General features: G+C 37.8%; 32 protein-coding genes and 2 pseudogenes. 3 read left to right on the forward strand and 31 right to left on the reverse strand.

Features of this window, described 5'->3' with window-relative positions; genetic code table 11:
* Positions 1-55 precede the first annotated feature (55 nt).
* From G602_RS29125 to G602_RS29135, 17 genes are all read right to left on the reverse strand, one after another.
* Positions 56-571 carry a division/cell wall cluster transcriptional repressor MraZ gene (locus G602_RS29125; protein ID WP_049945256.1) on the reverse strand — a complete coding sequence of 172 codons (516 nt, stop codon included), beginning with the start codon at positions 569-571 and terminating at the stop codon, positions 56-58.
* Between the two features lie 54 nt (positions 572-625).
* Positions 626-859 carry a lecithin retinol acyltransferase family protein gene (locus G602_RS0115040; protein ID WP_026659727.1) on the reverse strand — a complete coding sequence of 78 codons (234 nt, stop codon included), beginning with the start codon at positions 857-859 and terminating at the stop codon, positions 626-628.
* Positions 860-1,424: 565 nt separating this feature from the next.
* Positions 1,425-2,027 carry a hypothetical protein gene (locus tag G602_RS31030; protein ID WP_026659728.1) on the reverse strand — a complete coding sequence of 201 codons (603 nt, stop codon included), beginning with the start codon at positions 2,025-2,027 and terminating at the stop codon, positions 1,425-1,427.
* Between the two features lie 2 nt (positions 2,028-2,029).
* Positions 2,030-3,313 carry an AAA family ATPase gene (locus tag G602_RS0115055; RefSeq protein WP_081676031.1) on the reverse strand — a complete coding sequence of 428 codons (1,284 nt, stop codon included), beginning with the start codon at positions 3,311-3,313 and terminating at the stop codon, positions 2,030-2,032.
* Between the two features lie 195 nt (positions 3,314-3,508).
* Positions 3,509-4,066 (reverse strand): YqiA/YcfP family alpha/beta fold hydrolase, encoded by a 558-nt coding sequence (locus G602_RS29130; protein ID WP_049945257.1) that lies wholly within the window; start codon positions 4,064-4,066, stop codon positions 3,509-3,511.
* A gap of 35 nt (positions 4,067-4,101) precedes the next feature.
* On the reverse strand, positions 4,102-5,385 hold the full coding sequence (gene dnaG / locus G602_RS26895) for a DNA primase (RefSeq protein WP_049945258.1): 1,284 nt from the start codon (positions 5,383-5,385) through the stop codon (positions 4,102-4,104).
* A gap of 161 nt (positions 5,386-5,546) precedes the next feature.
* Complete coding sequence (locus G602_RS0115070; protein WP_026659730.1) at positions 5,547-5,762, reverse strand: hypothetical protein; 216 nt, start codon at positions 5,760-5,762, stop codon at positions 5,547-5,549.
* Between the two features lie 5 nt (positions 5,763-5,767).
* Entirely contained in the window at positions 5,768-6,712 is a 945-nt protein-coding gene (locus G602_RS0115075; protein ID WP_026659731.1) for a hypothetical protein, read from the reverse strand.
* A gap of 233 nt (positions 6,713-6,945) precedes the next feature.
* Positions 6,946-7,245 (reverse strand): hypothetical protein, encoded by a 300-nt coding sequence (locus tag G602_RS0115080; protein ID WP_026659732.1) that lies wholly within the window; start codon positions 7,243-7,245, stop codon positions 6,946-6,948.
* Positions 7,246-7,273: 28 nt separating this feature from the next.
* Positions 7,274-8,473 (reverse strand): MBL fold metallo-hydrolase, encoded by a 1,200-nt coding sequence (locus tag G602_RS0115085; RefSeq protein ID WP_026659733.1) that lies wholly within the window; start codon positions 8,471-8,473, stop codon positions 7,274-7,276.
* A gap of 31 nt (positions 8,474-8,504) precedes the next feature.
* Positions 8,505-9,488 (reverse strand): helix-turn-helix transcriptional regulator, encoded by a 984-nt coding sequence (locus G602_RS0115090; RefSeq protein ID WP_026659735.1) that lies wholly within the window; start codon positions 9,486-9,488, stop codon positions 8,505-8,507.
* Positions 9,489-9,704: 216 nt separating this feature from the next.
* The gene (locus G602_RS0115095; protein WP_026659736.1) at positions 9,705-10,706 is read right to left on the reverse strand and encodes a hypothetical protein; all 1,002 of its coding nucleotides are present in this window, start codon (positions 10,704-10,706) and stop codon (positions 9,705-9,707) included.
* A 14-nt stretch (positions 10,707-10,720) separates the two neighbouring features.
* Entirely contained in the window at positions 10,721-11,068 is a 348-nt protein-coding gene (locus G602_RS0115100; protein ID WP_044932305.1) for a hypothetical protein, read from the reverse strand.
* Between the two features lie 114 nt (positions 11,069-11,182).
* Positions 11,183-11,545, reverse strand: coding sequence for a hypothetical protein (locus tag G602_RS0115105; protein ID WP_026659738.1), 363 nt, complete (start codon positions 11,543-11,545; stop codon positions 11,183-11,185).
* 261 nt (positions 11,546-11,806) lie between these two features.
* Positions 11,807-12,118 carry a hypothetical protein gene (locus G602_RS0115110; protein ID WP_026659739.1) on the reverse strand — a complete coding sequence of 104 codons (312 nt, stop codon included), beginning with the start codon at positions 12,116-12,118 and terminating at the stop codon, positions 11,807-11,809.
* Between the two features lie 4 nt (positions 12,119-12,122).
* A complete protein-coding gene (locus G602_RS0115115; protein ID WP_026659740.1) occupies positions 12,123-12,776 on the reverse strand; it encodes a hypothetical protein in 654 nt (217 codons plus the stop codon).
* Between the two features lie 213 nt (positions 12,777-12,989).
* Positions 12,990-13,238, reverse strand: coding sequence for a DUF1284 domain-containing protein (locus tag G602_RS29135; RefSeq protein WP_049945259.1), 249 nt, complete (start codon positions 13,236-13,238; stop codon positions 12,990-12,992).
* Positions 13,239-13,445: 207 nt separating this feature from the next.
* On the opposite strand from G602_RS29135, the gene G602_RS0115125 reads away from it, so the two are divergent.
* Positions 13,446-13,724, forward strand: coding sequence for an HU family DNA-binding protein (locus tag G602_RS0115125; protein WP_026659741.1), 279 nt, complete (start codon positions 13,446-13,448; stop codon positions 13,722-13,724).
* Positions 13,725-13,839: 115 nt separating this feature from the next.
* Here G602_RS0115125 and G602_RS0115130 read toward each other — a convergent pair whose 3' ends face one another.
* Both G602_RS0115130 and G602_RS0115135 read right to left on the reverse strand, forming a co-directional pair.
* On the reverse strand, positions 13,840-14,700 hold the full coding sequence (locus G602_RS0115130) for an SDR family NAD(P)-dependent oxidoreductase (protein WP_026659743.1): 861 nt from the start codon (positions 14,698-14,700) through the stop codon (positions 13,840-13,842).
* Positions 14,701-14,715: 15 nt separating this feature from the next.
* Complete coding sequence (locus G602_RS0115135) at positions 14,716-16,650, reverse strand: oxidoreductase (RefSeq protein WP_026659744.1); 1,935 nt, start codon at positions 16,648-16,650, stop codon at positions 14,716-14,718.
* 195 nt (positions 16,651-16,845) lie between these two features.
* On the opposite strand from G602_RS0115135, the gene G602_RS0115140 reads away from it, so the two are divergent.
* Positions 16,846-18,327 carry a PucR family transcriptional regulator gene (locus G602_RS0115140; RefSeq protein ID WP_026659745.1) on the forward strand — a complete coding sequence of 494 codons (1,482 nt, stop codon included), beginning with the start codon at positions 16,846-16,848 and terminating at the stop codon, positions 18,325-18,327.
* A 113-nt stretch (positions 18,328-18,440) separates the two neighbouring features.
* Here G602_RS0115140 and G602_RS30580 read toward each other — a convergent pair whose 3' ends face one another.
* The 7 genes and pseudogenes from G602_RS30580 to G602_RS29140 all read right to left on the reverse strand — a co-directional run bounded on the left by G602_RS30580 (position 18,441) and on the right by G602_RS29140 (position 21,607).
* A complete protein-coding gene (locus G602_RS30580; RefSeq protein ID WP_155829934.1) occupies positions 18,441-18,632 on the reverse strand; it encodes a hypothetical protein in 192 nt (63 codons plus the stop codon).
* Between the two features lie 29 nt (positions 18,633-18,661).
* A pseudogene (locus tag G602_RS26905) lies at positions 18,662-19,069 on the reverse strand (ATP-binding protein); the annotation flags it as partial.
* Between the two features lie 354 nt (positions 19,070-19,423).
* On the reverse strand, positions 19,424-19,753 hold the full coding sequence (locus G602_RS0115155) for a type II toxin-antitoxin system RelE/ParE family toxin (RefSeq protein WP_026659747.1): 330 nt from the start codon (positions 19,751-19,753) through the stop codon (positions 19,424-19,426).
* A complete protein-coding gene (locus tag G602_RS0115160; protein WP_022762328.1) occupies positions 19,743-20,000 on the reverse strand; it encodes a type II toxin-antitoxin system Phd/YefM family antitoxin in 258 nt (85 codons plus the stop codon). The genes G602_RS0115155 and G602_RS0115160 overlap by 11 nt, the downstream gene beginning before the upstream one ends.
* Before the next feature lie 280 nt (positions 20,001-20,280).
* Entirely contained in the window at positions 20,281-20,427 is a 147-nt protein-coding gene (locus G602_RS32240) for a zinc ribbon domain-containing protein (protein WP_155829936.1), read from the reverse strand.
* Entirely contained in the window at positions 20,428-20,559 is a 132-nt protein-coding gene (locus G602_RS32245) for a zinc-ribbon domain-containing protein (RefSeq protein ID WP_155829944.1), read from the reverse strand.
* Between the two features lie 34 nt (positions 20,560-20,593).
* On the reverse strand, positions 20,594-21,607 hold the full coding sequence (locus G602_RS29140; RefSeq protein ID WP_049945261.1) for an anthrax toxin lethal factor-related metalloendopeptidase: 1,014 nt from the start codon (positions 21,605-21,607) through the stop codon (positions 20,594-20,596).
* A gap of 501 nt (positions 21,608-22,108) precedes the next feature.
* On the opposite strand from G602_RS29140, the gene G602_RS0115170 reads away from it, so the two are divergent.
* The gene (locus G602_RS0115170; RefSeq protein WP_155829938.1) at positions 22,109-22,639 is read left to right on the forward strand and encodes a leucine-rich repeat protein; all 531 of its coding nucleotides are present in this window, start codon (positions 22,109-22,111) and stop codon (positions 22,637-22,639) included.
* A gap of 92 nt (positions 22,640-22,731) precedes the next feature.
* On the opposite strand, the gene G602_RS0115175 is transcribed toward G602_RS0115170, so the two are convergent.
* From G602_RS0115175 to G602_RS30595, 5 genes and pseudogenes are all read right to left on the reverse strand, one after another.
* A complete protein-coding gene (locus tag G602_RS0115175) occupies positions 22,732-23,475 on the reverse strand; it encodes a YwaF family protein (RefSeq protein ID WP_026659750.1) in 744 nt (247 codons plus the stop codon).
* A 102-nt stretch (positions 23,476-23,577) separates the two neighbouring features.
* Positions 23,578-23,865, reverse strand: a complete 288-nt coding sequence (locus tag G602_RS0115180) for a YciI family protein (RefSeq protein WP_026659751.1) — start codon at positions 23,863-23,865, stop codon at positions 23,578-23,580.
* 32 nt (positions 23,866-23,897) lie between these two features.
* A complete protein-coding gene (locus G602_RS0115185) occupies positions 23,898-24,305 on the reverse strand; it encodes an acyl-CoA thioesterase (protein ID WP_026659752.1) in 408 nt (135 codons plus the stop codon).
* 244 nt (positions 24,306-24,549) lie between these two features.
* Positions 24,550-24,870 (reverse strand): annotated as a pseudogene (locus G602_RS0115190) (carboxymuconolactone decarboxylase family protein); the annotation flags it as partial.
* Between the two features lie 19 nt (positions 24,871-24,889).
* The gene (locus tag G602_RS30595) at positions 24,890-25,054 is read right to left on the reverse strand and encodes a hypothetical protein (protein ID WP_155829940.1); all 165 of its coding nucleotides are present in this window, start codon (positions 25,052-25,054) and stop codon (positions 24,890-24,892) included.
* Positions 25,055-25,344 lie beyond the last annotated feature (290 nt).

Consider the following 25,344-nt stretch of genomic DNA (forward strand, 5'->3'; position numbering starts at 1 on the left):
GCTTTTTTTCAGTATTATGCGTAGCAATGTTTTAACATGTATATACAGATTACATCTAATTTACTATCTCCTCATATTTTTTCCACACATAATCTATTAAATCAGGATTTCCAATCAGAGTGGTCTTATCCCAAATCTGGGCGACATTACCCTTACCAATAATTACGACTTCATTTTGCCAATTTCCATGATTAGCATAAGCCTTTGAAAAAAGTCCCAAACGCCCTTTTTTATCCAGCTCAACATCGTCAGAACTAGCTAAAAAGAAGCGACATAATAGCCGGTTGTAAGGTTCCTTTTCTGGTAGGGCTCGAAGGGCTTGTGAAAAACGTTCAAATTCATTATTTGCAAAAATGAGCACGCATTCATCAAAGCCTTTTGTTATCACATATTGTTTATTCTCTAATAGCTTTATTTCCCATTTTATGTATGCATGAATACACTTTTCATTTCCTGCATCATAATCATAAATAACGATATAGATTCTTTTATAGTTTTCTTCTCCTATGCTTTTACCATCGTCTTCAAGAGATGCGACCAATGTATCTATCAATCTGCTTTCTAATGACATAACTTATCCTCCTTGCGGTCATAACAAAACATTTGTTTCAGATATTTACAAAAGCTATGCTCTATATAGCATTTCCTCTAAGTTCTCATAGCTTCCTGCATATCCAGTAAGTAACCTTTTAAAAAAATCTTCAACCTGTATAGATTCTGTCAGACCGGTTTTGCACCATAATGCAAAATGTTCGCAATTGTTAAAAGCAAGATTGTACTTGGTCTCTCCTATCCTGCTTTTAGCTCTTTCAATAGTTTCTGTCGCAGAATACATATGATAGCCTATTTGACGTCTCATCCAAGCCTCAAATTCAGGAATAATATCCACTTGTACAGGTGGTAAACTATTTCGTCAGTGTTACTGGTAAACTTATTCATCAGCGCGAAGCTATTTCGTTATTATTCAGGGAGAACCTTATGAATAATCTGATGTTAAAAAGAATAATAATAGCATTGACGATTCTGTATGTTCTTTCACCGCTGGATCTTGCTCCAGGTCCGTAGGATGACATTATTATAATGGTGCTGGGAGTGGCATTTAGCTCTGTTGTAGGGGATAAAAACCGAACAAAATCATAGCATAAAACAAACGCAACACCAATGACAAAAGTGTCATAATGTTGCGTTTACCATGAAACCTTGCGCCTCTTCACCAATATGACACACGTGTCAGAAAAGAGGAATTTAATGCAATGATTTTAAGCTCATGTGATAGGCTGGGATAGGCTGTGATAGACTGGTACCATTAAAAACGACCAATCTAAATCTTAATAATAGATTGGTCGCCGCACTTATGCTTTTCTAATTTGTAAAGGAGCTAACATCCTTTTGTGCAACATTCTTCCAGTTGCTGATTAAAATCATTAACTCATTCCTTTTTCAAGAAAAAAGCCCAAAAATCTTATTGTATCTTCATAACCCATTTCTCTTCTCCCCAACGTAAGACCTCTATCAATTGATAAAGATCCTTTCAGATCTCCGTAAGGAACAATATTATATACGGTAGAGTTTTCTTTATTGACAATATTACATTCTTGATACTGTCTATTATCCAGATGGACTACAATTATCTTTTTAAAGCCAGCGTTAAGTAAGGGCTTCCCATCGCTTTGGGGATTAAATTTCTTTTGATAATTACGATCAAGATGACACTTATAATGGAGGCTTCCATCATAGTGGATTTTCGGATTCCTAATGAGTCCAAAGCATTCTGTAATCTGTTGGATGAACGCCTCGCTGATCTGGGGGCTCATATAAATAACAGGATCTCCCCTTTTATTGATTTCGACTCTGCCTCTGGGATAATAATCAAAAGGTCTATTACATCCTTTGGGTTTCACATAGTCCCATAAGAGCCGGTGATTAAAGTTACTGCCTGACTTTGCTATTCCAAAGGAAACATTTCCGTCAAAAGGTATTGCCAATAATTCATCTTCTATTACCCAAAATACACCGCGTTTTTGCATATCTATACCATCTGCTTACATATCCTCTGAACATCTGAGTAAACCAAAGTTGTTTTCTGCAGTAATTCTGATGCTAACTTGTCCAATAGCTCACGGTGCCTGGCAAGTATCTTTTTTACTTCGAGATAATTCTTTTCCATTAGCATAGCCATGGCTCTATTACGATTTTCAGCAGAAGCATTTGAATCCTTGTCCTGAATCCAATTATGGAAGCCATACATGCATATATCGTCTATTAAATATTCTGTTTTATTAAAAGCGTTGTGTAGATCATTATTAGCCCCTATATCAGACTCACCAAATACCAATTCTGTAGCAGCTCTGCCTGCCAATGAAGTTTTAATCATATCTTCAATATATTCAGCACTATGATTCATTTTCTCGTCCGATCTACAATACCTAACAAAACCATAATCTCCGCCATCTGTTTCTCTGATTGAAATGATACTTACGCTTCCAGGATCAAGGATTTCTGCAGCTATTGCATGTCCAGCCTCATGATATGCAATCTTTTCTCTTATGCTCTCGGGTAACTCTTTTGAACTTTCAGGTGCATCAAACACCAGATCCAGACATGCATCTAAAATATTTTGCATGGATATCTCAGCTTGTCTGTTATATGCCGCTTTCATTGCGGCTCTGTTTATGACATTCTCTAACGTTGCGCAGGATTCTCCTGACATCATTCTTGCAATAGACTTTTCATCAAGTTCTTCACATTTTTTTATCTTTTTCAGATAGTGCTTAACTATTTCCTCTATTTCTGAGTCTGTTGGCATGCGGACTGCTATCTTTTGTCCCAGTCTCCCTGCCCTTAGTAAGGAATCAGGAATCTTTCTGATCCTATTTGCTGTAGCTATCACAAAAACGTCTGCACCTTTAAGTTCATCAATACACGACTGGACAGTTACAAACTCTTCTGCATCACAGTCCTCTTCATCACAATCAGAAAACTTATCCAGATCATCAAGTAAAATAATTGAAGGTGCATTCATTTTTGCACTCTGAAAAACACTGATTATGTTCTTAACAAATCTCCCGTCAGACTCCTTTTTTCTACAGATAAATGCTTTTCTTCCTGTAGACTTTATGAGGCAATTAGCCATGGTAGTCTTTCCTGTACCGGGTCTGCCGTACAGTATCACCCCTTCATTTATTCCGGCCCCAAAATCATGATATTTCTGAGGGTTATTAAGCATGTCACTAATTATCTTGAGTTCACTCTTGATATCTTCATATCCCACAACTTCATCAAAGCTTGTGATTTTATCTCCTTTATTAGCCATTTTTAAATTCCTTTCATATAAAAACTTCAATGGAAAACAAACAATCATTTTTTTCATATTTCTCCGCTCAGGTTTCTGGTTATTCACATAATATAAAAAGCGATGTGCCTTTTTTTGCACATCGCTCACGCATCAATCATCAATCATTGTAATAATGGCTTTTCGTATTTCTTATTCGTTATATTTTGTGATCATCTAGAATGGATTGCACACATCATTTATAAGCGCCGCTACTTCCGTAAGAAATTGTCTCTCATAAGATTCTCGATTAAGCCTATGTGATCCTGAAACCACATATGTTTTAGCTTTGCCAATCACCCTTTTTGTAATGGAATGATCTAATATTTCGTCATCGTTTCCCAAAATAAATATGCCATTTTCCCAATTAGCATGGTAGTCTTGGTCCACCTTCTTAAAATATCGCATTTCCCTCATAACATAATTCGGAGATAGGTTGATCAAACTGGTTGAAGGATCCACACAAGGATTAGTAGCTATAAATGGAATATCAAATTTCGCTGATAATATATTTGCAAAATAACTGCCATATGAGGTCGCTACAATCAATCCTATTTGATATACCTTTACAGCTGCCGAAAGTAACTCTTCAACCTCTGAGGCTTCACAACTATCGTAATCTATTGTAAAACTAATCACGTTATATCCTGCTTCATGTAGAATTGAATAGTTTGTATTTTCAGCTGTTCCGGCATACCCGTGTATATTAAGGATATTCATATTTTTCCATTCCATCCTGATTATCCATCATCACATATACCATTGGACTGTCATTCAACGTACATAGACATCTGATTAACCAATTCTTTTAGCCATTCATGATTAATGGAATACTTTCTTGCTACAGCTTCTATATAATTTCCCCGCTCAATTGGTTCCGTGAACTCACACAGCTTACCACTTATATATCTATAGAACTCTGTCTTTGAACCAGGATCTCCCATATTAAAATTCTTCTCTTTTTGTGCAATCTCAAAGAAAAATGGATTCTGCGCGTGGTTGATTCTCTCTTGTAATACTTCTTTTCCTGCATTTCTAAGAAAATCATCCGGATCTATATAAGGGTGTAAATCAAGAACCTTACATTTCATACCTGCTTTTTTCAGAACCTCAATACATTTTAAGGTATGGCTTATACCTGCACTATCACTATCAAAGGCTATAATAACTGTATCCGTATATTTCTTCAGAAGATATGCTTGCTGCATAGTAAATGATATTCCCAGAGTGCCAACTGCCATATCAAATCCATACCCATGCATGGTTATGACATCCATAAATCCTTCGCAGAGGATCATATATTTTTCCTTTGATCTTTTGGCAATATTGAGTCCATAAAGGCTTCTTCGTTTATCGAGAACAGGAGATTCAGGCGAGTATAAAAATATAGGTTTGTCTTTTTCTATTGTTCTCCCACAGAATCCGATAACTCTGGAATTAACATCGTATATCGGAAACATAATCCGATTCCAAAACTTGTCATATGTTCCATATCTCTCGGTATGTGCTGCAAGACCGACTTCAATCATCAAGTCATAACTATATCCCTTGAGATGAAGGTATTTTACAAGGTCATTGGAATACCAAATTCCAAACCTTGAAATCACTTCATCTGACACACCTCGCTTCCGTAAATACGATAGACCTTTCTCACCGTTCTTACTCAGAAGTTGACACGCACAGTAATTAGCGGCTTCCTTATTCATCTCCAACAACTTGCTGCGCTTGTGTCGGATTCGTTTTTCCTTTAATGATTCATTCTGCTGTGGCAATACCACACCTCTACGCTCTGCTAGCATTTTCACCGCTTCAAGAAAAGATATTTTTTCTATTTTCATAATAAACGACAGCACATTCCCGCCTTCTCCACATCCAAAGCAGTAAAACATCTGCTTTGAGGGAGAAACGCTAAATGATCCTGATCTTTCATTATGAAAAGGACAAAGTCCAAAATAATTATTACCACTCCGCTTGAGCGTAACGTACTGCCCAATTACATCAACAATATCATTACGGTATTTTACTTCCTCTATGAGTTCGTCTGAATAATGCATTTTTTCCTCCATGATTATGATGACGATATTTCTTACATTTGCATAATAAAAAAAGCAATGCGCCTTTTTTTGCACATTGCTCATTCCTGATTATATATATTATTCACATTATTCGATAACCATCTTGTCAAAAATTAGAAAATTGTTTCCCATATGATTCATTACCATAAACTATCAAAATCAACATCTTCATCTTCTTGATGCTCATTTTGTAACTCATACTCCGTAGTCATGATATCCTCTGCGTTCTCTAACAAATCCCAGTATTCATAATATGAATAATAATGGTCACACCCCACGCACCATACACCATGTCCGTAATCGTCTTCCTCAAAACTCGTTCCCCCGCATTCTCTGCATACATAGATATATTTCATAACCGTTACTGTTGTAAATTTTCAAACAACTGCTTTAGTGTTTTATCATCAGTCCATTCCATTATTTCACAGTTGTACCTATTCTCCCTTATATATTTCTGAATAACATCTTCATGCTCATGATAATAATCCACTGCCGTATTGGTAAGTATAACTACCATCTCAAATCTTTTAATATCTTCCGGGCTTGGAACATTCTTAGGCGGATTGTGCAGGTTTAAGTCTTTGTATGCCGATATAATGTCATGTGTTTCTTGTTTCCTGTTATTTAAATATGGGCTTTCCTTTATATAATGATTCATACCATCCAAATGTCTTGTTAAGCCGCTAGTTTCATCTTCACATGCCTTCCTTTTGGATTTAACCTCAATCAGTACAATAGATTGAGGTTTGCCTCCAGAATACCTCACTGCAAGCATATCAGGTTCATTTTCATATTTATGTCCCCTCTGCTTGAATTCCAGATCATAGACATACAATCCATCTTTAGAACCTGTCAGTGCGTCAAACAATTCTTGTTGGATTCTCTTTTCTTGGTATTTTCCAGAGCCGAAAAACTCTTTAATAGCTTCCACCATCATGTTATAGGTCATATCAACAAATGAATCATCAAATGTCTCCCGTATCACATATGGATAAGACTGTGCATGCTTGCTATTTGTGATAAAGCCCAGCGGTTCTCGCCTCAATCGTTCTAAAAGCTCTTCTTTACGTGAACCTTTAGCATGATTGGCACTAACCTCAACCTTATACCTTCGCCTATGCGTAGATATTTTCCATACCATATGGTTATTGTAATAAACCGTAATGGCTTCGGGAGTATTGTTCCCTCTAAACCTTAGCTGTAGCCCACTGTTTTCTTCTTTGATCTTATCAAGGAATGGGCTAAGCGCTCCATTTTCTAAAAATGCTTCCCAAAATGTTTTACTTACGCATCGGTTATCATTCATTATTATTCCTCTATATGCATCCCTCATTGGTCTCGTAGTCCAATTATGATTCAACTTAAGTAATCGTTCGATTACATAATAGAAAAAGCAATGTACTGTTTTCTGCACATTGCTTCAAATCATTTATCAATTATATATTTTAGTCCACCATCCATTTCATAAAAACAGAATTCTTTATAGACGCTCCATATTAAATATTTGATCCTTTATCTTCGCATTAGTAGGACCAGTCTTTATAACCTTAAAAAATACTTAATCTGCATTATACGCTTTGCAATGTTTTCTTCATGTCGATTAGTATCATTAATTACAATTTTAGCAAGTTCACTATGAATAGGAGAATCTGTCCATTTCTCAGTTTTGACCATATTGGAATTATACAATAATAAATCTATTTGCTTATCGACAGGCATATTGTATATCCACTCAGCCATCACATCAGAATAGCTTTTGCAATTTATTGTACTAATACGATAAAATTGTTTTTCTTTTAATTGCGTTTCTGATTTTTCTATTATTGTGTCACTCTTCATATAGTTTTTACCTCACATTTTAATCATCTTATAATTCATACATTAATCCATCTAGCATATGTATCTGTTCAATATCATCCGGAATGATTAGTTTTTTTTCTTCTTCCTTTGCTGATGTATGATGAATAATCAGTTTCTTTGGAGCAACTGTTTCTATAGCCAATTCTAAATCTTCTTTTGTAATATGACCTGAAACATGAATACTCTTAATACATATTTTATCTTTACATAAATCTAGAATATCATTAACACCCGTAAAATCCTTATATCCTTTCCACATAGAGTATATTAGACAAGTATCTTCAGGATATTTTGTAACAAATTCTTTTACAATTGAACGGAATTTCTCGCTTGTCCGTATGACCATACCAAATCCAGCCTTCTCCCCCCTAGCTAAAGTTTTTCTGACAATAAACTGCGTACTCTTTTTCGATTTCATCTCTCCTTCACGATCTTCGTCGGCAATTGCCAAAAGATTCTTTTGATAATCATCTACCAATGGATATTCCCCACCGGGAACACTTCGTGTAAATGACACAATTCTATCGATATTGGAAGACGATGTGAGCAGGAAAACATACTTAAATTCACTAAATACTTCCGCAAATTTCTTTTTTACAGAAGGCTCGTCCTCATAATATGGTGAAGACCTTAAAATGTTTGTACCTTCTGTAATCATCAAATCAACATTTTTTAACCTTTCAAATGTTCTCATCAGCTTTTCTCTATTAAAACCATGTAACCGATAATCACCGGTTATGAGTATCTTTTTTTCATACCCTTCTACTAAATACATCACAGAATTACTTGCAGAATGATCAGATGCTAATGGAGTAACTTTTAAGTCCTTTATTGCTACCGGGATGCCCTCCGTAAGCTCTTTTATGTCCTTTGCCCATACTTTCTGTCCTACGCTCACTTTATGTTCCTGCTGAGCTTCAAGGATTCTTCTTGCAGTCTTCTGCATATATACAGGTATGTCAGCCATGATTCTGGGGATTTCACCTACATGATCGCCATGATAATGTGTCAAGAAAACAGCATCACAATTTACATCTCCTCTTGTTACACCATCAATTTCAAGAATATCCTGATTACCTTCTCCTTCAAGAGGTGAGCCAAAATCAAAGAGTAATCTGGTATTCTCTGTAGCTATTTCCGTGCATACCCCGCCAATCTGTCTTGCACCTCGATGTAATATCACTTTAATCTTCTTGTCATCACTCATATCATTTACCTACAACTTATCTTAGAACTTTTTATTTATACTTTTTATAAACCTCATACGAAGCCTTTTTTATCCGCTCCCTCATGCTTTCCGGTTCCAACACCTCCGTAAGCTGCCCATACTGCATTACCCAGTAAAAAAAAGCATACGGATTGCACTTAAGATCAACTATTATGTCATTTCCTTCTCCCAGCTGTACTCTGAAATCTTTTCCAAAATTATCAATAAGGGTATCCATTAGGTTTTCATTGGTCCGCAGCTTAATGTGTTCACTGTTTCCAGAGAACATATAAACATGCTCTGATATATACTCCGAGATATTAATCCCATTTTCTAAGCCCTTTATGGATTTCATCGGCTTTCTAGGATCCTTTAATACTTCAACATCAGTTATTCGATCCAGTCTGTAATGTGAGATATCATCATATGCATCATAGTTCCCAATAAGAAAATATTTACCCTTGCTGCTTATCATCTGATACGGACTGACAACATATCTGATATCCCGCTTTGGATGAAGCTTAAAATCAACACCATATTGCAAATATGAAAAACTGATCTTTTTTCCTTTAGATATAGCTGTATCAATTGCTGCTATGGATTCCATAACCTTCTGATTTTCAGCATTTTTTCCACTTGATGCACTATGTATATGAGATACATGTGACTTAAAGTACTTGTTTGAATACTTTTCAAGCTTCTGGACCAGCTTATGTGCCTCTTTGTCTGTAATTGCACCTGATGAAAAGATACTGTCAATCAGGAGTCTGAGCTCAGCGTCTGTAAAATCCCTTGTTTTGAGATAATAACCTTTATCAGCATCAATATCGTAGCCCATCTCCTGAAGTGAAACGATATTATTCTTTACAGCTCGCCTTTCGCAGCTGATGCCATAATTGGTTTCCAACAGATCAATTATGTCCTGCTGAAGCAAACGATGTTCACTATCTGAATATTCCTTCAGGATATCCAATATCAGCATATTCAACATTTTCTTTGTGCCTGTTCCATACATCCGAGTACACCTCCGGAATAATTTTCATGAATATAGCTTAAAGAATCTGATGTGCCTTTTTTAGCACATCGCTATATATTTAAGTACTGATAGCACAATAAAAAAGGGAAGCAGTGCTCCCCTTTAGTTAAATATATCATAAAAAGAATAGATAAATGTTTGCCATGGTCTTATTGAATCATTAAATTATTATAAATCAGACAAATGCTTTTTTATTTACGAATGTTTAAACAACTGTTTTAACATTTTGGATTCAGTCCATTCCATTATCTCGCAGTTATAATCATGCTTTCTTATGTATTCCTGAATATCATCAGCATGATCATGATAATACTCGATAGCAGTGTCAGTGAGTATAATCATCGTCTCAAATCTTTTTATATCTTCTACATTTGGGACAACCTTAGGCGGATTATGAAGATTCAATCCTTTATATGCAAAAATAATATCATGCGCTTCCTGCTTTCTGTTATTAATGTTAGGGCTTTCTGTTATGTAGTGATGCATTCCATCCAGATGCTTTGTCAGGCCACTTATACCATTTTCGCAAGCTTTCCGCGTGGATTTAACTTCAATCAGCACAACAGATTGAGGTTTTCCATCAGAATAGCTGACTGCAAACATGTCAGGTTCATTTTCACATCTGCTTCTTCTCTGTTTAAATTCCAGATCATAGACATACAAGCCATTTTGTGAATCTGCAAGCGCATCGAACAGCTCTTGCTGCTTTTTCTTTTCCTGATATTTTTCCGTTCCAAAAAAATCTTTTATCGAGTCCACCATCAGGTTATACGTCATATCAACAAAAAGGCTATCATACGTCTTCCTTATGACATATGGATAAGACTGTGCATGCTTACTGTCCGTGACAAAGCATAGTGGTTCGCTATTCAATTTTTCTAAAAGCTTGGTTTTTTGTGTTCCTTTAGCATGATTGGCACTTACTTCAACCTTGTACCCACGCGTATGCTTAGATATTTTCCATACCATGTGGTTGTTGTAATATACCGTAATAGCTTCCGGAGTATTATTTCCTCTAAACCGCAGCTGCAGACCACTATCATCATCCTTGATTTTTGCTAAAAATGGTCCCAAAGCACCATTTCCCAGGAACTCTTCCCAAAATGCTTGGCTTACGCCTCTATTATCATCTGCGAGGGCTTCAATTGCATCATTTCGGGTAGCAATTTTTTCTACAGTATTTTTTGAATATCTCATAGCTCCCTCCTTTGTTAATCCTCAGCTAGCACACCGACATACTTTATTTTAAACTGATCAAAATCCAATATAGTCTCAATACGGAAATGCTTTGTTATCTCATCACCTTCTTCCAGATCAATTCCGGTAATTGATACATGGAGTAATGCTTCCACCAATATATCCAGCTTAACCTCATTATATGAAACAATAGCTTCAGCATTTTTGATTTCGTAATCCCACAATTCTATATTCTGAGGCAATGCAGGATTGCATATATATTTATGCTCACAATCTGCTAATTCAGTATCATCTGTCCATTTTCCAATTTCAGAATTCTCCTCAATGAAATTTGTTATTATGTCTGCCAGTACCATATTCATGGTGTCCTTCTTGACCGGTTTTCCGATCATATTATTCGTCATGTACCTTATAGATTACATAATAAAAAAAGCAATGTACCTTTTTTGGCACATTGCTAAAATTCATTTTCTTTATCAAAAGCTACTCATATATTGTCCAACATATACAACTTCAAAGTTCTCATACCAGAAATCAATGTTAGCTCCTATACGTAATTTCTCAGTTATATTGCGGTTCAATCCAATATCGAACATATCAAAAACCTCGATACTAGCCTCTACTACTATTTCCATCATTTTTGTTCCCTGATCCATTACAGAGTATAGCTCAACAATCTTGTAATCACATAACCCAAGCTCATACCAATACTGATAACAATAATCTCCATCAAACCAGAATTCTTCAGGATTTTCCCGAAGATACTTGGTTATAGCATCGAAAATTACAAAATAATACTTTCTCTCAATGATATTCTTTGTATTCTCTAACTCGTTCATAAAAAAACTCCCTAAAAGCCGATCATATTATTTTCAGAACCTTTTTCAACTTTACAATAAAAAAAGCCGTGTGCCTTTTTTAGCACATGGCTTAAATCTCATCTATCATATTGTATCTGTGACAAAAGCTGAAATGCAGGTAAATTGCATGTCAATTAAATACCAAAAACTTTAGTTTTCTCTTTTTCTATTTTTACTCATCAAGACACCTGGTACTGGAAAATCTTCCGTTTTTCCAATATCTGTCCTCCGGTCATATACTCAGACCATGTGTATTAAGGCTTCGCGGGTCTCTTCACTGAAATCTGAAAGATCATCCACTGTGATAACCTTGTATCGAAGCAGGGAACTCATGTGGATGTAAAAGTTCGACCTTTTTATATCCGTTATAACAACTCCGGGGTTTCTCTTGTCTGCCTTGATGCGTCCTTCGAGAGCCCAGTACTTATCAGACGCGCTTCCATCCTTCTTCAGGATCTCAATGTATTCCTCGACAAGCTTTTCCATGTACCTCTCCTGCCATTTGGGGAGGCTTTCCCTGAAAAGCTTCCAGTCCTTTTCGTTTACTTCCATATACTTAATCCTCGTTATTGTCTTTATTTATTCCGCTGGGGAATTTCAGTATCTGAGCCTTCATGTTAAGTGTCTCTTCAGGTTCTATCATACCAAGAAAAGCGTTTGCATCCGAGCTTTTTAATGCTTCAAAATCCATTCTGTCAAGCTGCAGAAAATCCCAGTCTGTAAAACAGGTCTCATCATAACTCATGATATCTTCATACTCTTCTATTATATCTTCAGGTGTGCACTCGGATTCTCTTGCTATCTCTTCAAGTTCCTTTAGGATCCTCATCCTGTCCTTCATTGGGAATCTTTCTATTGTCTCAGCTCCGGTATCCTCCGCGAGATCACAGTATCCGCTTATCAGCTGGTACAGCTGATAATTCTGTAGGATGCTTGGGTCAAGCTCCTGATCTGATTCAAGTAGCTCTACCAGTGATATGAATGCTTCATTTGCATCCCTTTTGCTCACGTTATCAGGAGATATGTCCTCCGTCACAGAAAAATACAGCTCCTCATCATCAGGATCTAAATTTTTCAGTCCATCGAGCATACCGCAATAGTACATATCAAGGTCAAACTGCATCAGACCAAGGAGTCTTTCACTTATGAATCTCTCTATTATTTTATCTACTTCCTCATTTCCTGTGAGGACATCGTATAGTGCTAACATTTATTCCATTCCTTACTACTTTGTTCTTATCTAAATTGCTTCTATTTTCAAGCAGGTACTTGCCGGACAAAATATTTTTCTCACATGCACTCATGTGATACCACTCACAAATTCCGCATATCTGCTTCATCTTTGACGAATCCATCTTATCATGGATCTCATGTATAAGCTCCTGATAGCTGTATTCCTTCTCTTCAAGATCAAGAAGGTCTTTTACTCCTTTATAAAAACAAGGACTTTTGCATCATCTGCACATATACCTTCACCGCGTTTTCTTGGACAATATGTGCAAAGGTCATCTGTGGAAAAAACGATACGCACCTTAAGATCTGGTTCTGTCCGCATCCTTTTGGTTATCATTGTCATATTCAGGACAAATGCCTCGTTATAACCCTTTCCGCTATATCCCTGCGTACACAGAAGGTGATGCGGGCGAAGGTTTATTATTTTTTCTTCGGTCATATCTTTTTAGTAGTCCTTTCTGTCTTGTTCTGAAAAAACAATATTGATTTTAAAGTCTGGTATTTCCTTTTACAAGTAATAGGAAAAACAATAAAAAATCAGCATAAATTCTGCCAAAACGCTTAACATAGAAAAGAAATAGCGATAAAATCACTACTAACAGGGCACGTAAGCCCAAAACCTACACTTATGAAGGAGGAAAACGGTATGAATAAGACAGAACTCGTAGAAGCTATCGCAAAGGAAACCGGTCTTTCAAAGAAAGACTCAGAGAAAGCACTTAAAGCTTTCATCGATGTTGTTTCAAAGCAGCTCAAGAAAAAGGACAAGGTTCAGCTTGTTGGCTTTGGTACTTTTGAGACTTCCAAGAGAGCAGCTAGAAAGGGTAAGAATCCTCAGACTGGTGCTGAGATCAAGATTCCTGCTTCTATCGCTCCCAAGTTCAAGGCTGGTAAGGCTCTTAAGGATCTTGTGAACAAGAAGTGATTTTGAAACTTTGTAACTGCGTTAAATAGCAAAATTCATTACAAACTTCAGGCTCTGTACCATCTTTTTGTTGGAACAGAGCCTGTTTTACAATTTTGAAGAAAGTATATTACTTTTATTTACCGCGAAGTTCTATGAGGTTTGGTCCTTTTCCTGCAAGCATGTCTGTCACACGTTTACCGATAAGGGTCGTATAGATAGGGTGAGTAAGGATGTAGAACTGATCTTCTTCTATAGCATTAAATACTCTCATTCCTACAGAATCTATAGGCATACCTGTGACAATAACCTGCTCTGCTATTTTTTGACCCATAGCGAATTCCTTGCTTGTGTAGTAAGGATCAGATGCATCTTTGTACTGCTCAGGACGGTGTCTTTCAGCATGGTGAAGGTCTGTCTGAACAAATCCCGGACAATATATGCTAACGGAAATATCTGCGCCTTTTGCCTGAAGGTCATAGCTAACACTTTCAGAAAGTGCAACTGCAGCATGCTTTGTAGCGTGATAAGCGGGCATTCCATTTGAAGTGATAAGTCCTGCTACTGAGCATGTGTTCACGATATTGCAGTGTGTACCCTGCTTCATCATGATCGGAATAACCTTGTGCATGAAGTAAACATGGCTAAGGAAGTTAGCGTGTGTGATCCACTCCCAGTCTCGAACCGGTGTGTCCCAGATATCACCAGGAACCACAACACCTGCGTTATTCATAAGAAGGTCAATCGCGCCGAATTTTTCAATAACTTCATCAACCGCTCTCTCACAGTCTTCTACCTTTGTTACATCTGCCTGGATAGTGAAGATCTCTGCAGCTCCAAGCTCTTTTGCTTCCTTGGCAGCTGCTTCTACTTCGTCCTTTTCGATATCAAGAGCAGCGATGCGCATGCCTCTCCTTGATGCTTCTTTTAAAAATTCTTTACCAAAACCATTTGCTGCACCGGTTATCAGTGCAACTTTATTCTTGAATTCTTTCATCTGAAAACCTCCCCTTTACAGTGTTGATGCTCTGCCAAGTGCATCTGTTGTAGCTTCCGCAATTCTTCCGGGGAAGTTTGCATCGCCGAGTACTATTACATTGTCAAAGTTCTCTTCAAACTGTGCTGATACATCATTTGAGCGTACTCCAAGTGCAAGAACTACTGTACCAGCAGGAATTTTTGTCATCTGTCTTGTTACTGTATTCATTACAACAACTGATTCTTCATCTGCAGACATGAACTGCTGTCTTGTCATGACATTTACACCAAGTTTTCCGAATCTGATGGTGAAATCAGCGATCACAGAGCGGTAAAGACCTCTTCCGATGTCTTTTGTCATCTCTACAAGAGTAACTTTATTTCCGCCTCTTGTTGCAATGGTCTCAGCAGTTTCCATACCTGTTACACCGCCGCCAATTACTACAACGTCGCCCTTTACTTCCTTTTTGCCCATCAGATATTCTTCAGCAGTGATAACATTGGCTCCATCAACTCCGGGAAGCCCTGGAACGATAGGTGTTCCACCTGTCGCAACAAAAACAGCTGTGGGATCAAGTGCCTTTACAGCATCTACAGTGCCTTCTGTATTAAGTCTGACTTCGATGTTGTTTTTCTTGATTCTGCAAACAAGAGAATCAAGATAAGCCTGAAGCTTTTCCTTCATGATAGGCTTTGTTGCAATATTAAGCTGTCCGCCAAGAGAGTCTGCCTTTTCAAAAATTACAGGCTCAAAACCTCTCTCCTTAAGTGTGAGTGCTGAAACCATTCCAGCAGGGCCTCCACCTATGATAGCAACCTTTCTGCCATTGCCAGTCTTTTCTACGCAGCTATAGTCAACTTCTCTTCCGCACTTGGGGTTAACGGCACATTTGATATGTCCTCCGTCTGAAAGTGCAGTGAAGCAGTATAGACATCCGATACACTTGTTGATCTCATCGCCTCTGCCTTCCTTAGCCTTGTTTGCCCATTCGGGATCAGCAAGATGAGCACGGCCAAGAGCGATATAATCACAAACGCCCTCCTCAAGAAGTGCTTCTGCAACTTCAGGATCCTTGATGTTATTTGTTGCAATTACCGGAATCTTTACATTTTTCTTGATAGCGGATGCGAGATGTTTCTTCCATCCCTGAGGATATGAAGAAGGCTCGATAATTGTTGTAGCAGATTCATAGATACCGCTTGAAACGTTGATACAGTCGATGCCGAAGCTCTCAAGTGTTCTTGCAATCTTGATTGTATCCTCAAGCTTTAATCCGCCTTCTACAAATTCATCAGCTGAAATTCTCACTGAAATAAGGAATCTGGGACCACACATGTATCTTATACCTGTGATTATCTCCTCAAGAATTCTTATTCTGTTGTCAAAAGATCCGCCATATCTGTCCGTTCTCTTATTTGTATATGGAGAAAGGAATTCATTTAAAAGGTAGCCATGAGCTGCGTGAAGCTCGATTCCGTCCATACCGGCCTTCTGGCAGATGACAGCACCCTTGATGAAATTCTTTACAAGTGCTGAACACTCTTCTGTTGTCATCTCCCTTGGCATTTCCTTAGTAACCTTACACATAACAGGTGAAGGAGCAACAATCTGTCTGCCGCCTATCATGGATGATTTATTTTCCCTTCCTGGATGCTGAAGCTGAACAAGGATTTTTGTTCCATATTTGTGTACACGCTCAGCAAGCCTCTCGAGATGAGGAACATGTCTGGAATCTGTAGCTCCCAGCTGATTAGGTGTACCAATACCTTCTACCTCATCTACTCTTGTGATTTCAGTGATAATGAGACCCACACCGCCTTTTGCACGGTCTTCGTAGTATCTGATAATGTGCTCGTTAGCTTCTCCTGTTGGATCTGCCAGCGAAACTCCCATCGCAGGCATTACTGTGCGGTTCTTGATTCGCACTCCCCCTATACGCCCACTTTTAAACAATTTTTCGTAAGCCATAAGTACCTCCTTTAAACATATAAATGCTACTTATTGTGCATAGACTACAACAATGTTTCGATTTAGAGTTGCATCCATGAACATCAATGAATACAATAATTTTACTGGGCCATAAAATAATGGTCTAGATTTTGCCTGCATAAACAGATGAGCATATATTGTGCTTGATGCACAACGCAAATGGAGATAGATTTTATGAACTTTGAAGAAATAGCTGAAATAATGAAGAAAAGCTGCAACTGCAGCATAAACGTGGGGAATTCAAATCCGGAACTTACGCACTTTTCATTTTTGTCTGATGACATGCCATTAGATGATCCTTCGTGCCTCTATATTGGAAAAGTGGATACTGATACTATCAGAGAAACTGAAAAATTCCCCTGTATTCTCACAACAACAAAAGGACTTCCTGAAAATATCTCATTTATATATACAACAGATAAAGAGATGATGAACTGTATGAACGCTCTTACTTCTGCATTTTTCAGAGCCACTGACCACGAGAGCAGATTCAGACATCTGAAAGAGCTGTCCAAGGAAAATATCTCCATAACGGAGCTCATAAACAAATCTGCCCTTTTCCTGGACAGATCCATTGTTCTTGCAGACTTAGGATTTAAAGTTCTTGCGCACTCCACTTCCGTATCCATCACTGACCCTTTGTGGCAGCGATATATAGAGAAAGGATCCTGCACTTTTGAGTTTATTAATGCGATGAACGAGCTTATGCCTGCCCAGAGTCTTCCCAAGACTTCTGCCTGCTTTCAGGTCACATGCACCAGCTCTACAGAAGAGAAACTTGCTTCACAGCTTTTCATAGAAAACAGGCCGGTAGCATATCTTGTTTTGCTCGATAACAACCGTGGTCTCACATCATTTCACAAGACATATCTGCCAAAGATAAGTGAATTTTTGTCAGCTTTTATCAATATACATAATACATATCCTGATCTGTCAAAGGACGATACGGATATGTATATTAAGCTTCTTGATGGAAGTGAGGAAGATTTAAAGAGTACTGAGAAAATGCTGCCCAAACTACCTGAGCATACGTTTTGTGTGGTATTAAAGCCAATCCATCACTCAAGACATGAGCTCTTTTTTATCAAAAGAACTCTTGACTCCATGATACCCGGGAACACAATATTCATCTTCAGAGAACTTGTTGTTGTTATCTCTTCATATATCGGCATAATAGGTGACATAGAAAATAACGATGAACTTCTAAAAAATGTATCGGATGTAGGAATAAGCCCGGAGTTTAATTCGGCTTCCCTTTTCCCTCAGAGTTTCCAATATGCTCAGGAGGCATATCGTATAGGGAAACAAATTGGAAATCCGTCTAAAGTACACAGATATGAAGACTACAGATTTTACCATCTTCTTAACCATGTATCGGATATAAGCCTTTTGCAGTCCTATATACATCCCGCTCTATATAAGCTTCACCGTTATGACCTTGAGCACGACTCAGATCTTGTTGAAACTTTAAAGGTCTTTCTGAGCCTGTCCTGCTCCATAAAGGATACTGCAGATGCACTATTCCTACATAGAAACACCATGAATTACAGGATGACCAAGATTACAGAAATTACAGACATTGATCTAAACGACGCAGCAACTGTGTTCAGGCTTCAATGCTCATATCAGATCAATGGGATTCTACACTTATTATGATAGTAACTTTTATGATATAAAAGTCCCACAGTCTTTTCGTCCAGACTGTGGGATGAACTTATTTGTTTTCTCTTTTCCTTCTGATGTTCTTGAGGACCATCCACACCGTCGAATTATATTGTCTGAAGGAACACGATTCTTCTGATCGGCAGGTTCATGCCCATGCCAATAGCGTCTGTTGCAACAACTACTTCTGTGTCGCCATCTGCGAATTTCCTGGCTTCCCTGTGCCTTATGATTATTTCGTGCCAAGGGCACCGGTGCTGAGCTTTGCTCAGCACCATTGTTTTTTTATTGCGAACCACCGGTTCGCAGTTCAGCCCCACTTGGTAGATTATTGTCGTTTACTGCAGTATCTACGCATGTTTGTTTTGCCTGTTTCGACCCAGGTAGTTGTATAAGCAAATCTGTCTACTATAGCCTCAGCATAGACTCCTTCACCAAGCTTTTTGATCCAGTCCTTTTTAGAATACTGAGTACAGAAGATGGTGGACGAGGAATCAGACCGTCTTTCCATAAGCTCAAAAAGGAAATGAAGTTCTTCTTTTGAAATATCTGCCATAAGCCATTCATCCAGGATCAGGAGCGGTACTTTGGCATACTTGTTGAGCATGCGTTTCTCCTGACTGGGGATAAGAACAGTGTCTCCGTACTCCAAGAGAAGATCCGGAAGTCTAATGTATCTGGTTTTTATCTGCTGGCGGCACGCTTCCTTTCCAAGCGCACACGCTAAGAAGGTTTTACCTGATCCTGTAGATCATGTTCACTTCAAAACAATATCAGAAGGTTATTATGCCTGCATGATAGCAAACAGCCAAAATGGAAGCAAAGATAAAATCTTTTTTTACGGGTATATTTCCGGCTCTAACTTAGACAAGACTAAGAGGACATCAAAGACTATAAAGAAACTTACGTCTAAGAAAAAATACTATGTCAGAATCCGAACATATAAGAAATCTGGCGGAGAAAAGATATACTCCAAGTGGAGCAAATCTAAGAGTGTAAAGGTTAAATAAAACGGTAAAATCGGAGGTGTTCAATATGAGCATCTCCGATTTTTAGATATATTATGTGCTATATAGCAAGGACTGTGGTGTCATAAATCCTTCAAAATCTTATCCTGATCACGTTTACCATAAACCACTCTAAGAACGACAACCCTTGCATTTTCATCGTCAATAATGTAGTAGGCAATGTAGTTATCAACAAGGAATCTGCGAACATCATCACGCTTTAAGAAAGGATTCTCGACAGGTCGCCCTGTTTTGGGATTCTTGCATATTTCTTCAAGCTTATCTTCAAGAGTATCTGCAAATGCAGCCGCTGCATCTGGATTTGCTAAATCATCTTCGATATACGAAAGGGTCTCATCGATATCAGCTTCTGCAATTTCGGTAAAATCGTAATCATATCCTTCAAAGACCATGTTTTTCTCTCAGCTTCTTCAAAGATTTCCTTCCATCGACAGTCCGGCCGTTCTCGTAGTCTGAAATACCCCTGTTGACAAGAGAAGCCTCATCAATCTTTCTCATAGTACGTTCATAATAATCTATATCCATCACAACAAGCCGGCCATATCCATTTTTGGTAACAAAGACAGGCTCATTTGATTCAGCACATCTGCGTTCTATTTCTACAGTGTTTTTTAAATCTCTCATTGGAACTATCTGCATAACGTGCACCTCCTTTGTGACTAAATTATATACCAAGTATAGCCACAAAACAATATAAGAAAATCATTGACATATAAGATAGCAGACTGTATATTCAAAAAAGGATGTAGCCAATCTGACCACATCCTTCATGAACCTAAATTATCATAGGATTTCCTTATTTACAGAAAAAATTTCAAAGTCTCTCAAACATAGTTTTATTCAGTTATCAATGTTCAAAAAATATGTCAAGGTCACGTATAAATGTGACTTTTGGCACCTACATCATTATATATTTTAATTACTCATCTTCCTTATAATCTGTCTCCTCAACCTCGCTTCCACAGGAAGGACAATGCTTTACATCACTTGAGCCAATAGTCCAGTACTCAAATATTTTCCCGCAATGATGACATTTATAAAAATATGTTCCACATGGTCCATACAATCAGTAAGAGACATTTCGATATGGCTTAAATGCACCTTCACCACGCTTTGTTCCACAATACTTACAGTATTTCTCTCCGGTACGGAGCTGTTTATGGCAATTACCGCACTTGTTTTCATAATCATCTGATATAACACATTACCTGAGATAATAAGCGAATCGTTTTTTAAACATCCGTTTCAAACAAAAATCTTTTTGACCTTACTCCATCCCCCTCCAAAAAGTTCTTCACCTTTTCTGCTGCATCTCTTCCTTTTTGCTCCCAATCAGTTGATTCTGCAAATTCATCCAGCTCTTTGAACTTTTTGTTAATCTTCTCTGCAGCTGCGGAACCTAAAGCTTCTGGATCTGAGTTATGGATTTTGTCATTGGCTTTCTCAGCAAGCTCCCTTCCCCATTCTCTTGGGTTATCTTTGATTTCCTGATACGTATTACTTGCTTTGTCTAACCAACCATCTAGTGTTCTGGAAGCTGCGTTGTCACTTCCCAGCACTTTGTCTACCGCAAGCACCGCCAGATCCTTAAATTTATTAGCAGCCTGCCTTGCTGTCTCAGATACGACATGGGAATTACATCTCGCATAATCAGTCACGGCATCTGTCTGTGTCCTTCCATAGGGGCTGACCAGTCCATCAAGGACAGCATATGTATCAGGGCATCTGGCCTTAAGATATCCTGCGCATTCAACATATTCTCTGAAAGCTTCAGCAAAATACTCTGTTGGATCTGACATGGCATAAGAATTGCCACCGCCATCAAAATTTGCACATTCCGCACTGTAAATAGAATAAAACTCCTGAGATTCTGACACATTCCCAGCCAAAATATAATCAAAGAAATGGCCCATCTCATGATTAATCGCTGCTCCGGCATCCGTATTGGCAAGAACTATGCTCTTTGATAATGTTTCCGTATAACCTGCAACATATCCGCCTTTAGGAGCACCGTTATATAAAGCAGATATATAATTAACCTTGAAAACATCAGTTATGATCACACGCCATCCATAGGATTCAAAGGCATTCCTGACTCCCTGCGGAAGCTTATTATAATATTCTTCAGCTTCTACTGAAGCTGTGTCACTGTTAGATTCTTTAAGTGGAAATGCTGCATCTGCCCTCATGGGCACACTTACCAGGATTGATAAAATAAACAGCAATGAGATAAACGTTCTTTTCATATTTCGGCTCCTTCCAAAACTACATACAAAGAACCATATTGGCAGGATTCCTTCCCACCACGCACTAACCTATGATAATTATCTCTCTTTTCTGTAAAAAAGAAATAAAATCGCCCTTAAAGTAAAATTAAAAATGCCTACGGTAATATAATTCAGAATAAAAAAAGCTGCTCATCGCAGCTGTATTTTTAGGGAGGATGCAGTCCGGTTCATGCCAGACTGCAGTTATGAAAAAGTTATTTTTAAGTATTACACAAGATTTATTTCTCTTGATAGATAATTGTAGAAACGTGGGCAAACGCTAATCCAAATGAATACATACATTGGGCTTGTATTGGCAAATTTTCTTTCGAGACTACATGGCAAGATTTTTCTAATGAATTTGTTATAACTACTGAACAAAGTCACTCGGATAAGCCCTGTCAAAAAATTGCATTTCTATTAGCTGCCCCTGACCATGCAGTTGACTTTTACTTTAAGGAAATTGTTTTCCAGGTGGATATGAACTCTATACCGAATTCCTCGGAAAATATTACGGAGGATTCTTCTGATGTTTCGGCAGATTATGATGGTAAAAAAGAGATAAAGGCTGTTGTTACGGAGTTTGAGGCAGAAGGTTATTCTTATACTGTAAATGATCAGGGTAATAAGTATGTTACTGTTACCGGTATTAAGGATAAGAAGGCTAAAAGTATAAAAGTAGGTGCAACTGTTTCCTATCAGGGAGTAGTTTACAAGATTACGATGATTGGAGACGGTGCTTTTAAAAAGCTTAAGAAGTTAAAGAAGGCTAAGGTTGGCAGCAATGTCGTAATGATTGGAGCAAATGCTTTTGAGGGATGTGATGCGCTTAAGGAAATAACAATCAATGCCAACAATCTTCAGTCAATAGGCAAACGATGCTTAAAGAAATTAAAGAAAGGCGCTAAGATTACAATTATATGTAAGAATAAGAAGACCTATAAGCGCATAGTTAAAAAGCTAAAGAAAACCGGAGCGAAGGACACTGAATTCAAATTCAAAAAAGGTTGAAAATTTTATACACAATTAAGGACTTGACCAGAAGTATTTCAACTTGTCTTTCATTACAAATTTTAGGCTGCTCACTACCAAGTGAACAGCCTTCATTTATGCTTATCAATAATACCCGTAACGACATACATCATAATAAGAGCTGCAAGTGCAAGTATACCATATCCCACAAGGTAATATTTCATGCCAAATATATATGCGATTAAAGCAAGTGGTGTCCCCTTTAAAGGCCAGTTTACAAAAAAATAATTACATCCAAATTTCTTATCAAACAGGAGTATTGGAGGAACCACAATCATAAGGAAAATGATCTCATAATGAATATGTCTGAGATCAGGTTTAAATTTCCCTTCCCACTTTAGAAGTATCGGATACAGTATAAGTAGTCCGTGCCATAAATAGCTGTACAAGTTCATGAAATTCCAAACAGGGTAAAAATCTGCCCAGTCTGGGAAAATAAGCGCGCATAATGATGCTGGCATTATGAGGATATATGCTATCTCACCAAATATTTCCTTAATCTTCGCAAATGGAGCATATTCACTTATAAGAAAGACAAATATTCCAATGCTGCATATGTGAAGCGGCAGATATCCTATACCGAAATGCCCTACCCTTACAAGATAAAGGTCTTTAAAAACCTCAAGTATCAGCATCGTTACCGGAATAGTTTTACTTATCTGTTCCTTTTTATCTTCGCTGAAGTGATTAATAAGGATGGCTGCTAAAACCACAAGAGCCAGGACAACAACAATACTTATGATATGCTCTATGCTAAATAAGCCATACCCTATACCTGCAGGAAGATCGTCCTGCTGTTTCCAAAAATAATCCATCTGCATTTACTTCATATCGTTCATATAGATTTTATGAATGTCATTAAAATATGTGTGACTGTTACCAATAAAAAGTGTTCTCATCATTATCTTCCTAACGTATTATTTTATGCCATTTGCGATGACTACATTTATTATATCAATATCGATTTTTTCCCAGACACCCTCTAATACATAGGGCTCGTTTTTAATGTATTCATCAAGCTCTTGCCTGGAATCAAATTCCATGATAAGGGCCGATCCCTTCATCTTGCCTTCTTCATCCAAAAGTCCTCCTGCGCAGATGATATGATCACTTAGCTTGTTCATGCCTTCAAGATGGCGTGGACGCACATCCAACCTCTTTTCAAGCATTCCTTCCCCATCATAAGCCTTGATTATAAACTGCATATGCCTATCTCCTCTCTTTCTCTAAATATACTTTAGGCTTCGCTAACCTTATTTAGTGCCTCAAACAGTTCCGGATATTCCTGCTTCATCCTTATGGGACGACCTTCTTTATTAAGAAAAGCATGGGAAGATTTTCCAAGACATACAACCTCACCGTCTCGATTTTTCATCTCATATGCCAAATGAAGCTTTACACCCTTGAATTCTTCAACGTTTACATTTATAGCCACCTTATCAGAGAAGGTTGTTGTTTTCTTGAAATCGCACGTCACGCTAAGAACAGGTGAAATAATCCCCATTTCCTCAATTCTTACATAGTCCCATCCTATCTGCGAAAGAAAGTCTATCCTTGCTTCCTCCATCCACCTTATGTAGTTGGAGTGATGAGTTATTCCCATTTTATCAGTCTCATAGTACTGAACAGTATGCATGTAATCCATCTCATTAACCTCTATATAGTTCACAATCCGTTTAAACAATTATAGATGATAGTCTAATCGTGCACAATCTATCCTCAGGCATGAGCGATGCTTTTTTACAACAATAAGCGCAGGTTACCAACATATAACGAAGCACATACCCCCTTCTAGAAACAATGGTTTTTATACAAATATAATCCGGATTCTACATGACAAGAATCCGGATTTCTTCATTAATCCATTTTTATAATTTCATTTAGCTAACTTCATATACTTCCTTTGCCATTCGAAATGCTGCCCAGGCTTTAGGCCATCCCGAATAGAATGCTGCATGAGTTATCACAGCCGCAATCTCTTTTTGGGTAACACCATTTTTCTTGGCATTCTCCAGATGATGTTTAAAGGAAATATCTGTAAGTCCCTGTGCCATGAGCGCAACCACAGTGATGATACTCCTGGTCTTTAGGTCAATATCCTCATTATTCCAGTTCTCACCAAAGAGAACATCATCATTGAAATGTGCAAACTCAGGAGCAAAATCCCCAAGCTGATCTCTGCCTGCTGTCTGAACAATCCTCTCTGCCATACTATTTCCCTCCTTAAACTCAGATAGTAAATGTTGCACCAAATGCCATTACAGCTTTTCTGTTACACATATTTACACATGAAAGTCTCTCCAAAAGCTGTGAATATATCTTCTGAACAGCTGCATCTCTCTGCTCTTTTCTTCCTTCTGCTTTTCTTGTATCCTGAACATCGTTAAATCTCATGGCTCTTCCTCCTAATCGCTTAACTGGTGTATGGTTGTTTGTGTTTTCCTTTCTTCCTTCTGAGAGGAATGTACGTCAAGGGTTCGGATTTTTCAAAGGTTCGGATAAAAATAAAAGCCCTGGAAAATCCAAGGCTCTACTAACAACAATATATAAATGAAATACTACAAATAACAGTTAAAATATACCATTATTTATATACATTGTAAATAATTACGATCAGTGCAGACCTGCAAAAACAGAAGCCAAGAGAACAGTAAAAATACCTGATACTGCAATAGCAAGGCCAC

This window comes from Butyrivibrio sp. AC2005 (genome assembly GCF_000424145.1).
Classification (GTDB): domain Bacteria; phylum Bacillota; class Clostridia; order Lachnospirales; family Lachnospiraceae; genus Butyrivibrio.

Bases quoted from the DNA above. Each gene is read 5' to 3' on its own strand.
- G602_RS0115170 (WP_155829938.1), top strand. From the start codon at position 22,109: ATGAACTCTATACCGAATTCCTCGGAAAATATTACGGAGGATTCTTCT.
- G602_RS0115070 (WP_026659730.1), bottom strand. From the start codon at position 5,762: ATGAAATATATCTATGTATGCAGAGAATGCGGGGGAACGAGTTTTGAG.
- G602_RS0115040 (WP_026659727.1), bottom strand. From the start codon at position 859: ATGAGACGTCAAATAGGCTATCATATGTATTCTGCGACAGAAACTATT.
- G602_RS0115125 (WP_026659741.1), top strand. From the start codon at position 13,446: ATGAATAAGACAGAACTCGTAGAAGCTATCGCAAAGGAAACCGGTCTT.
- G602_RS29140 (WP_049945261.1), bottom strand. From the start codon at position 21,607: ATGAAAAGAACGTTTATCTCATTGCTGTTTATTTTATCAATCCTGGTA.
- G602_RS0115135 (WP_026659744.1), bottom strand. From the start codon at position 16,650: ATGGCTTACGAAAAATTGTTTAAAAGTGGGCGTATAGGGGGAGTGCGA.
- G602_RS0115085 (WP_026659733.1), bottom strand. From the start codon at position 8,473: ATGAGTGATGACAAGAAGATTAAAGTGATATTACATCGAGGTGCAAGA.
- G602_RS0115140 (WP_026659745.1), top strand. From the start codon at position 16,846: ATGAACTTTGAAGAAATAGCTGAAATAATGAAGAAAAGCTGCAACTGC.
- G602_RS0115175 (WP_026659750.1), bottom strand. From the start codon at position 23,475: ATGGATTATTTTTGGAAACAGCAGGACGATCTTCCTGCAGGTATAGGG.
- G602_RS0115110 (WP_026659739.1), bottom strand. From the start codon at position 12,118: ATGGAAGTAAACGAAAAGGACTGGAAGCTTTTCAGGGAAAGCCTCCCC.
- G602_RS0115100 (WP_044932305.1), bottom strand. From the start codon at position 11,068: ATGAATATGGTACTGGCAGACATAATAACAAATTTCATTGAGGAGAAT.
- G602_RS0115130 (WP_026659743.1), bottom strand. From the start codon at position 14,700: ATGAAAGAATTCAAGAATAAAGTTGCACTGATAACCGGTGCAGCAAAT.
- G602_RS30595 (WP_155829940.1), bottom strand. From the start codon at position 25,054: ATGAGATTTAACGATGTTCAGGATACAAGAAAAGCAGAAGGAAGAAAA.
- G602_RS0115055 (WP_081676031.1), bottom strand. From the start codon at position 3,313: ATGGCTAATAAAGGAGATAAAATCACAAGCTTTGATGAAGTTGTGGGA.
- G602_RS0115080 (WP_026659732.1), bottom strand. From the start codon at position 7,245: ATGAAGAGTGACACAATAATAGAAAAATCAGAAACGCAATTAAAAGAA.
- dnaG (WP_049945258.1), bottom strand. From the start codon at position 5,385: ATGCATTATTCAGACGAACTCATAGAGGAAGTAAAATACCGTAATGAT.
- G602_RS29135 (WP_049945259.1), bottom strand. From the start codon at position 13,238: ATGACCGAAGAAAAAATAATAAACCTTCGCCCGCATCACCTTCTGTGT.
- G602_RS0115095 (WP_026659736.1), bottom strand. From the start codon at position 10,706: ATGAGATATTCAAAAAATACTGTAGAAAAAATTGCTACCCGAAATGAT.
- G602_RS0115155 (WP_026659747.1), bottom strand. From the start codon at position 19,753: ATGGTCTTTGAAGGATATGATTACGATTTTACCGAAATTGCAGAAGCT.
- G602_RS0115105 (WP_026659738.1), bottom strand. From the start codon at position 11,545: ATGAACGAGTTAGAGAATACAAAGAATATCATTGAGAGAAAGTATTAT.
- G602_RS0115075 (WP_026659731.1), bottom strand. From the start codon at position 6,712: ATGAATGATAACCGATGCGTAAGTAAAACATTTTGGGAAGCATTTTTA.
- G602_RS29130 (WP_049945257.1), bottom strand. From the start codon at position 4,066: ATGGAATGGAAAAATATGAATATCCTTAATATACACGGGTATGCCGGA.
- G602_RS29125 (WP_049945256.1), bottom strand. From the start codon at position 571: ATGTCATTAGAAAGCAGATTGATAGATACATTGGTCGCATCTCTTGAA.
- G602_RS0115115 (WP_026659740.1), bottom strand. From the start codon at position 12,776: ATGTTAGCACTATACGATGTCCTCACAGGAAATGAGGAAGTAGATAAA.
- G602_RS0115160 (WP_022762328.1), bottom strand. From the start codon at position 20,000: ATGCAGATAGTTCCAATGAGAGATTTAAAAAACACTGTAGAAATAGAA.
- G602_RS0115180 (WP_026659751.1), bottom strand. From the start codon at position 23,865: ATGCAGTTTATAATCAAGGCTTATGATGGGGAAGGAATGCTTGAAAAG.
- G602_RS0115090 (WP_026659735.1), bottom strand. From the start codon at position 9,488: ATGTATGGAACAGGCACAAAGAAAATGTTGAATATGCTGATATTGGAT.
- G602_RS0115185 (WP_026659752.1), bottom strand. From the start codon at position 24,305: ATGGATTACATGCATACTGTTCAGTACTATGAGACTGATAAAATGGGA.
- G602_RS31030 (WP_026659728.1), bottom strand. From the start codon at position 2,027: ATGCAAAAACGCGGTGTATTTTGGGTAATAGAAGATGAATTATTGGCA.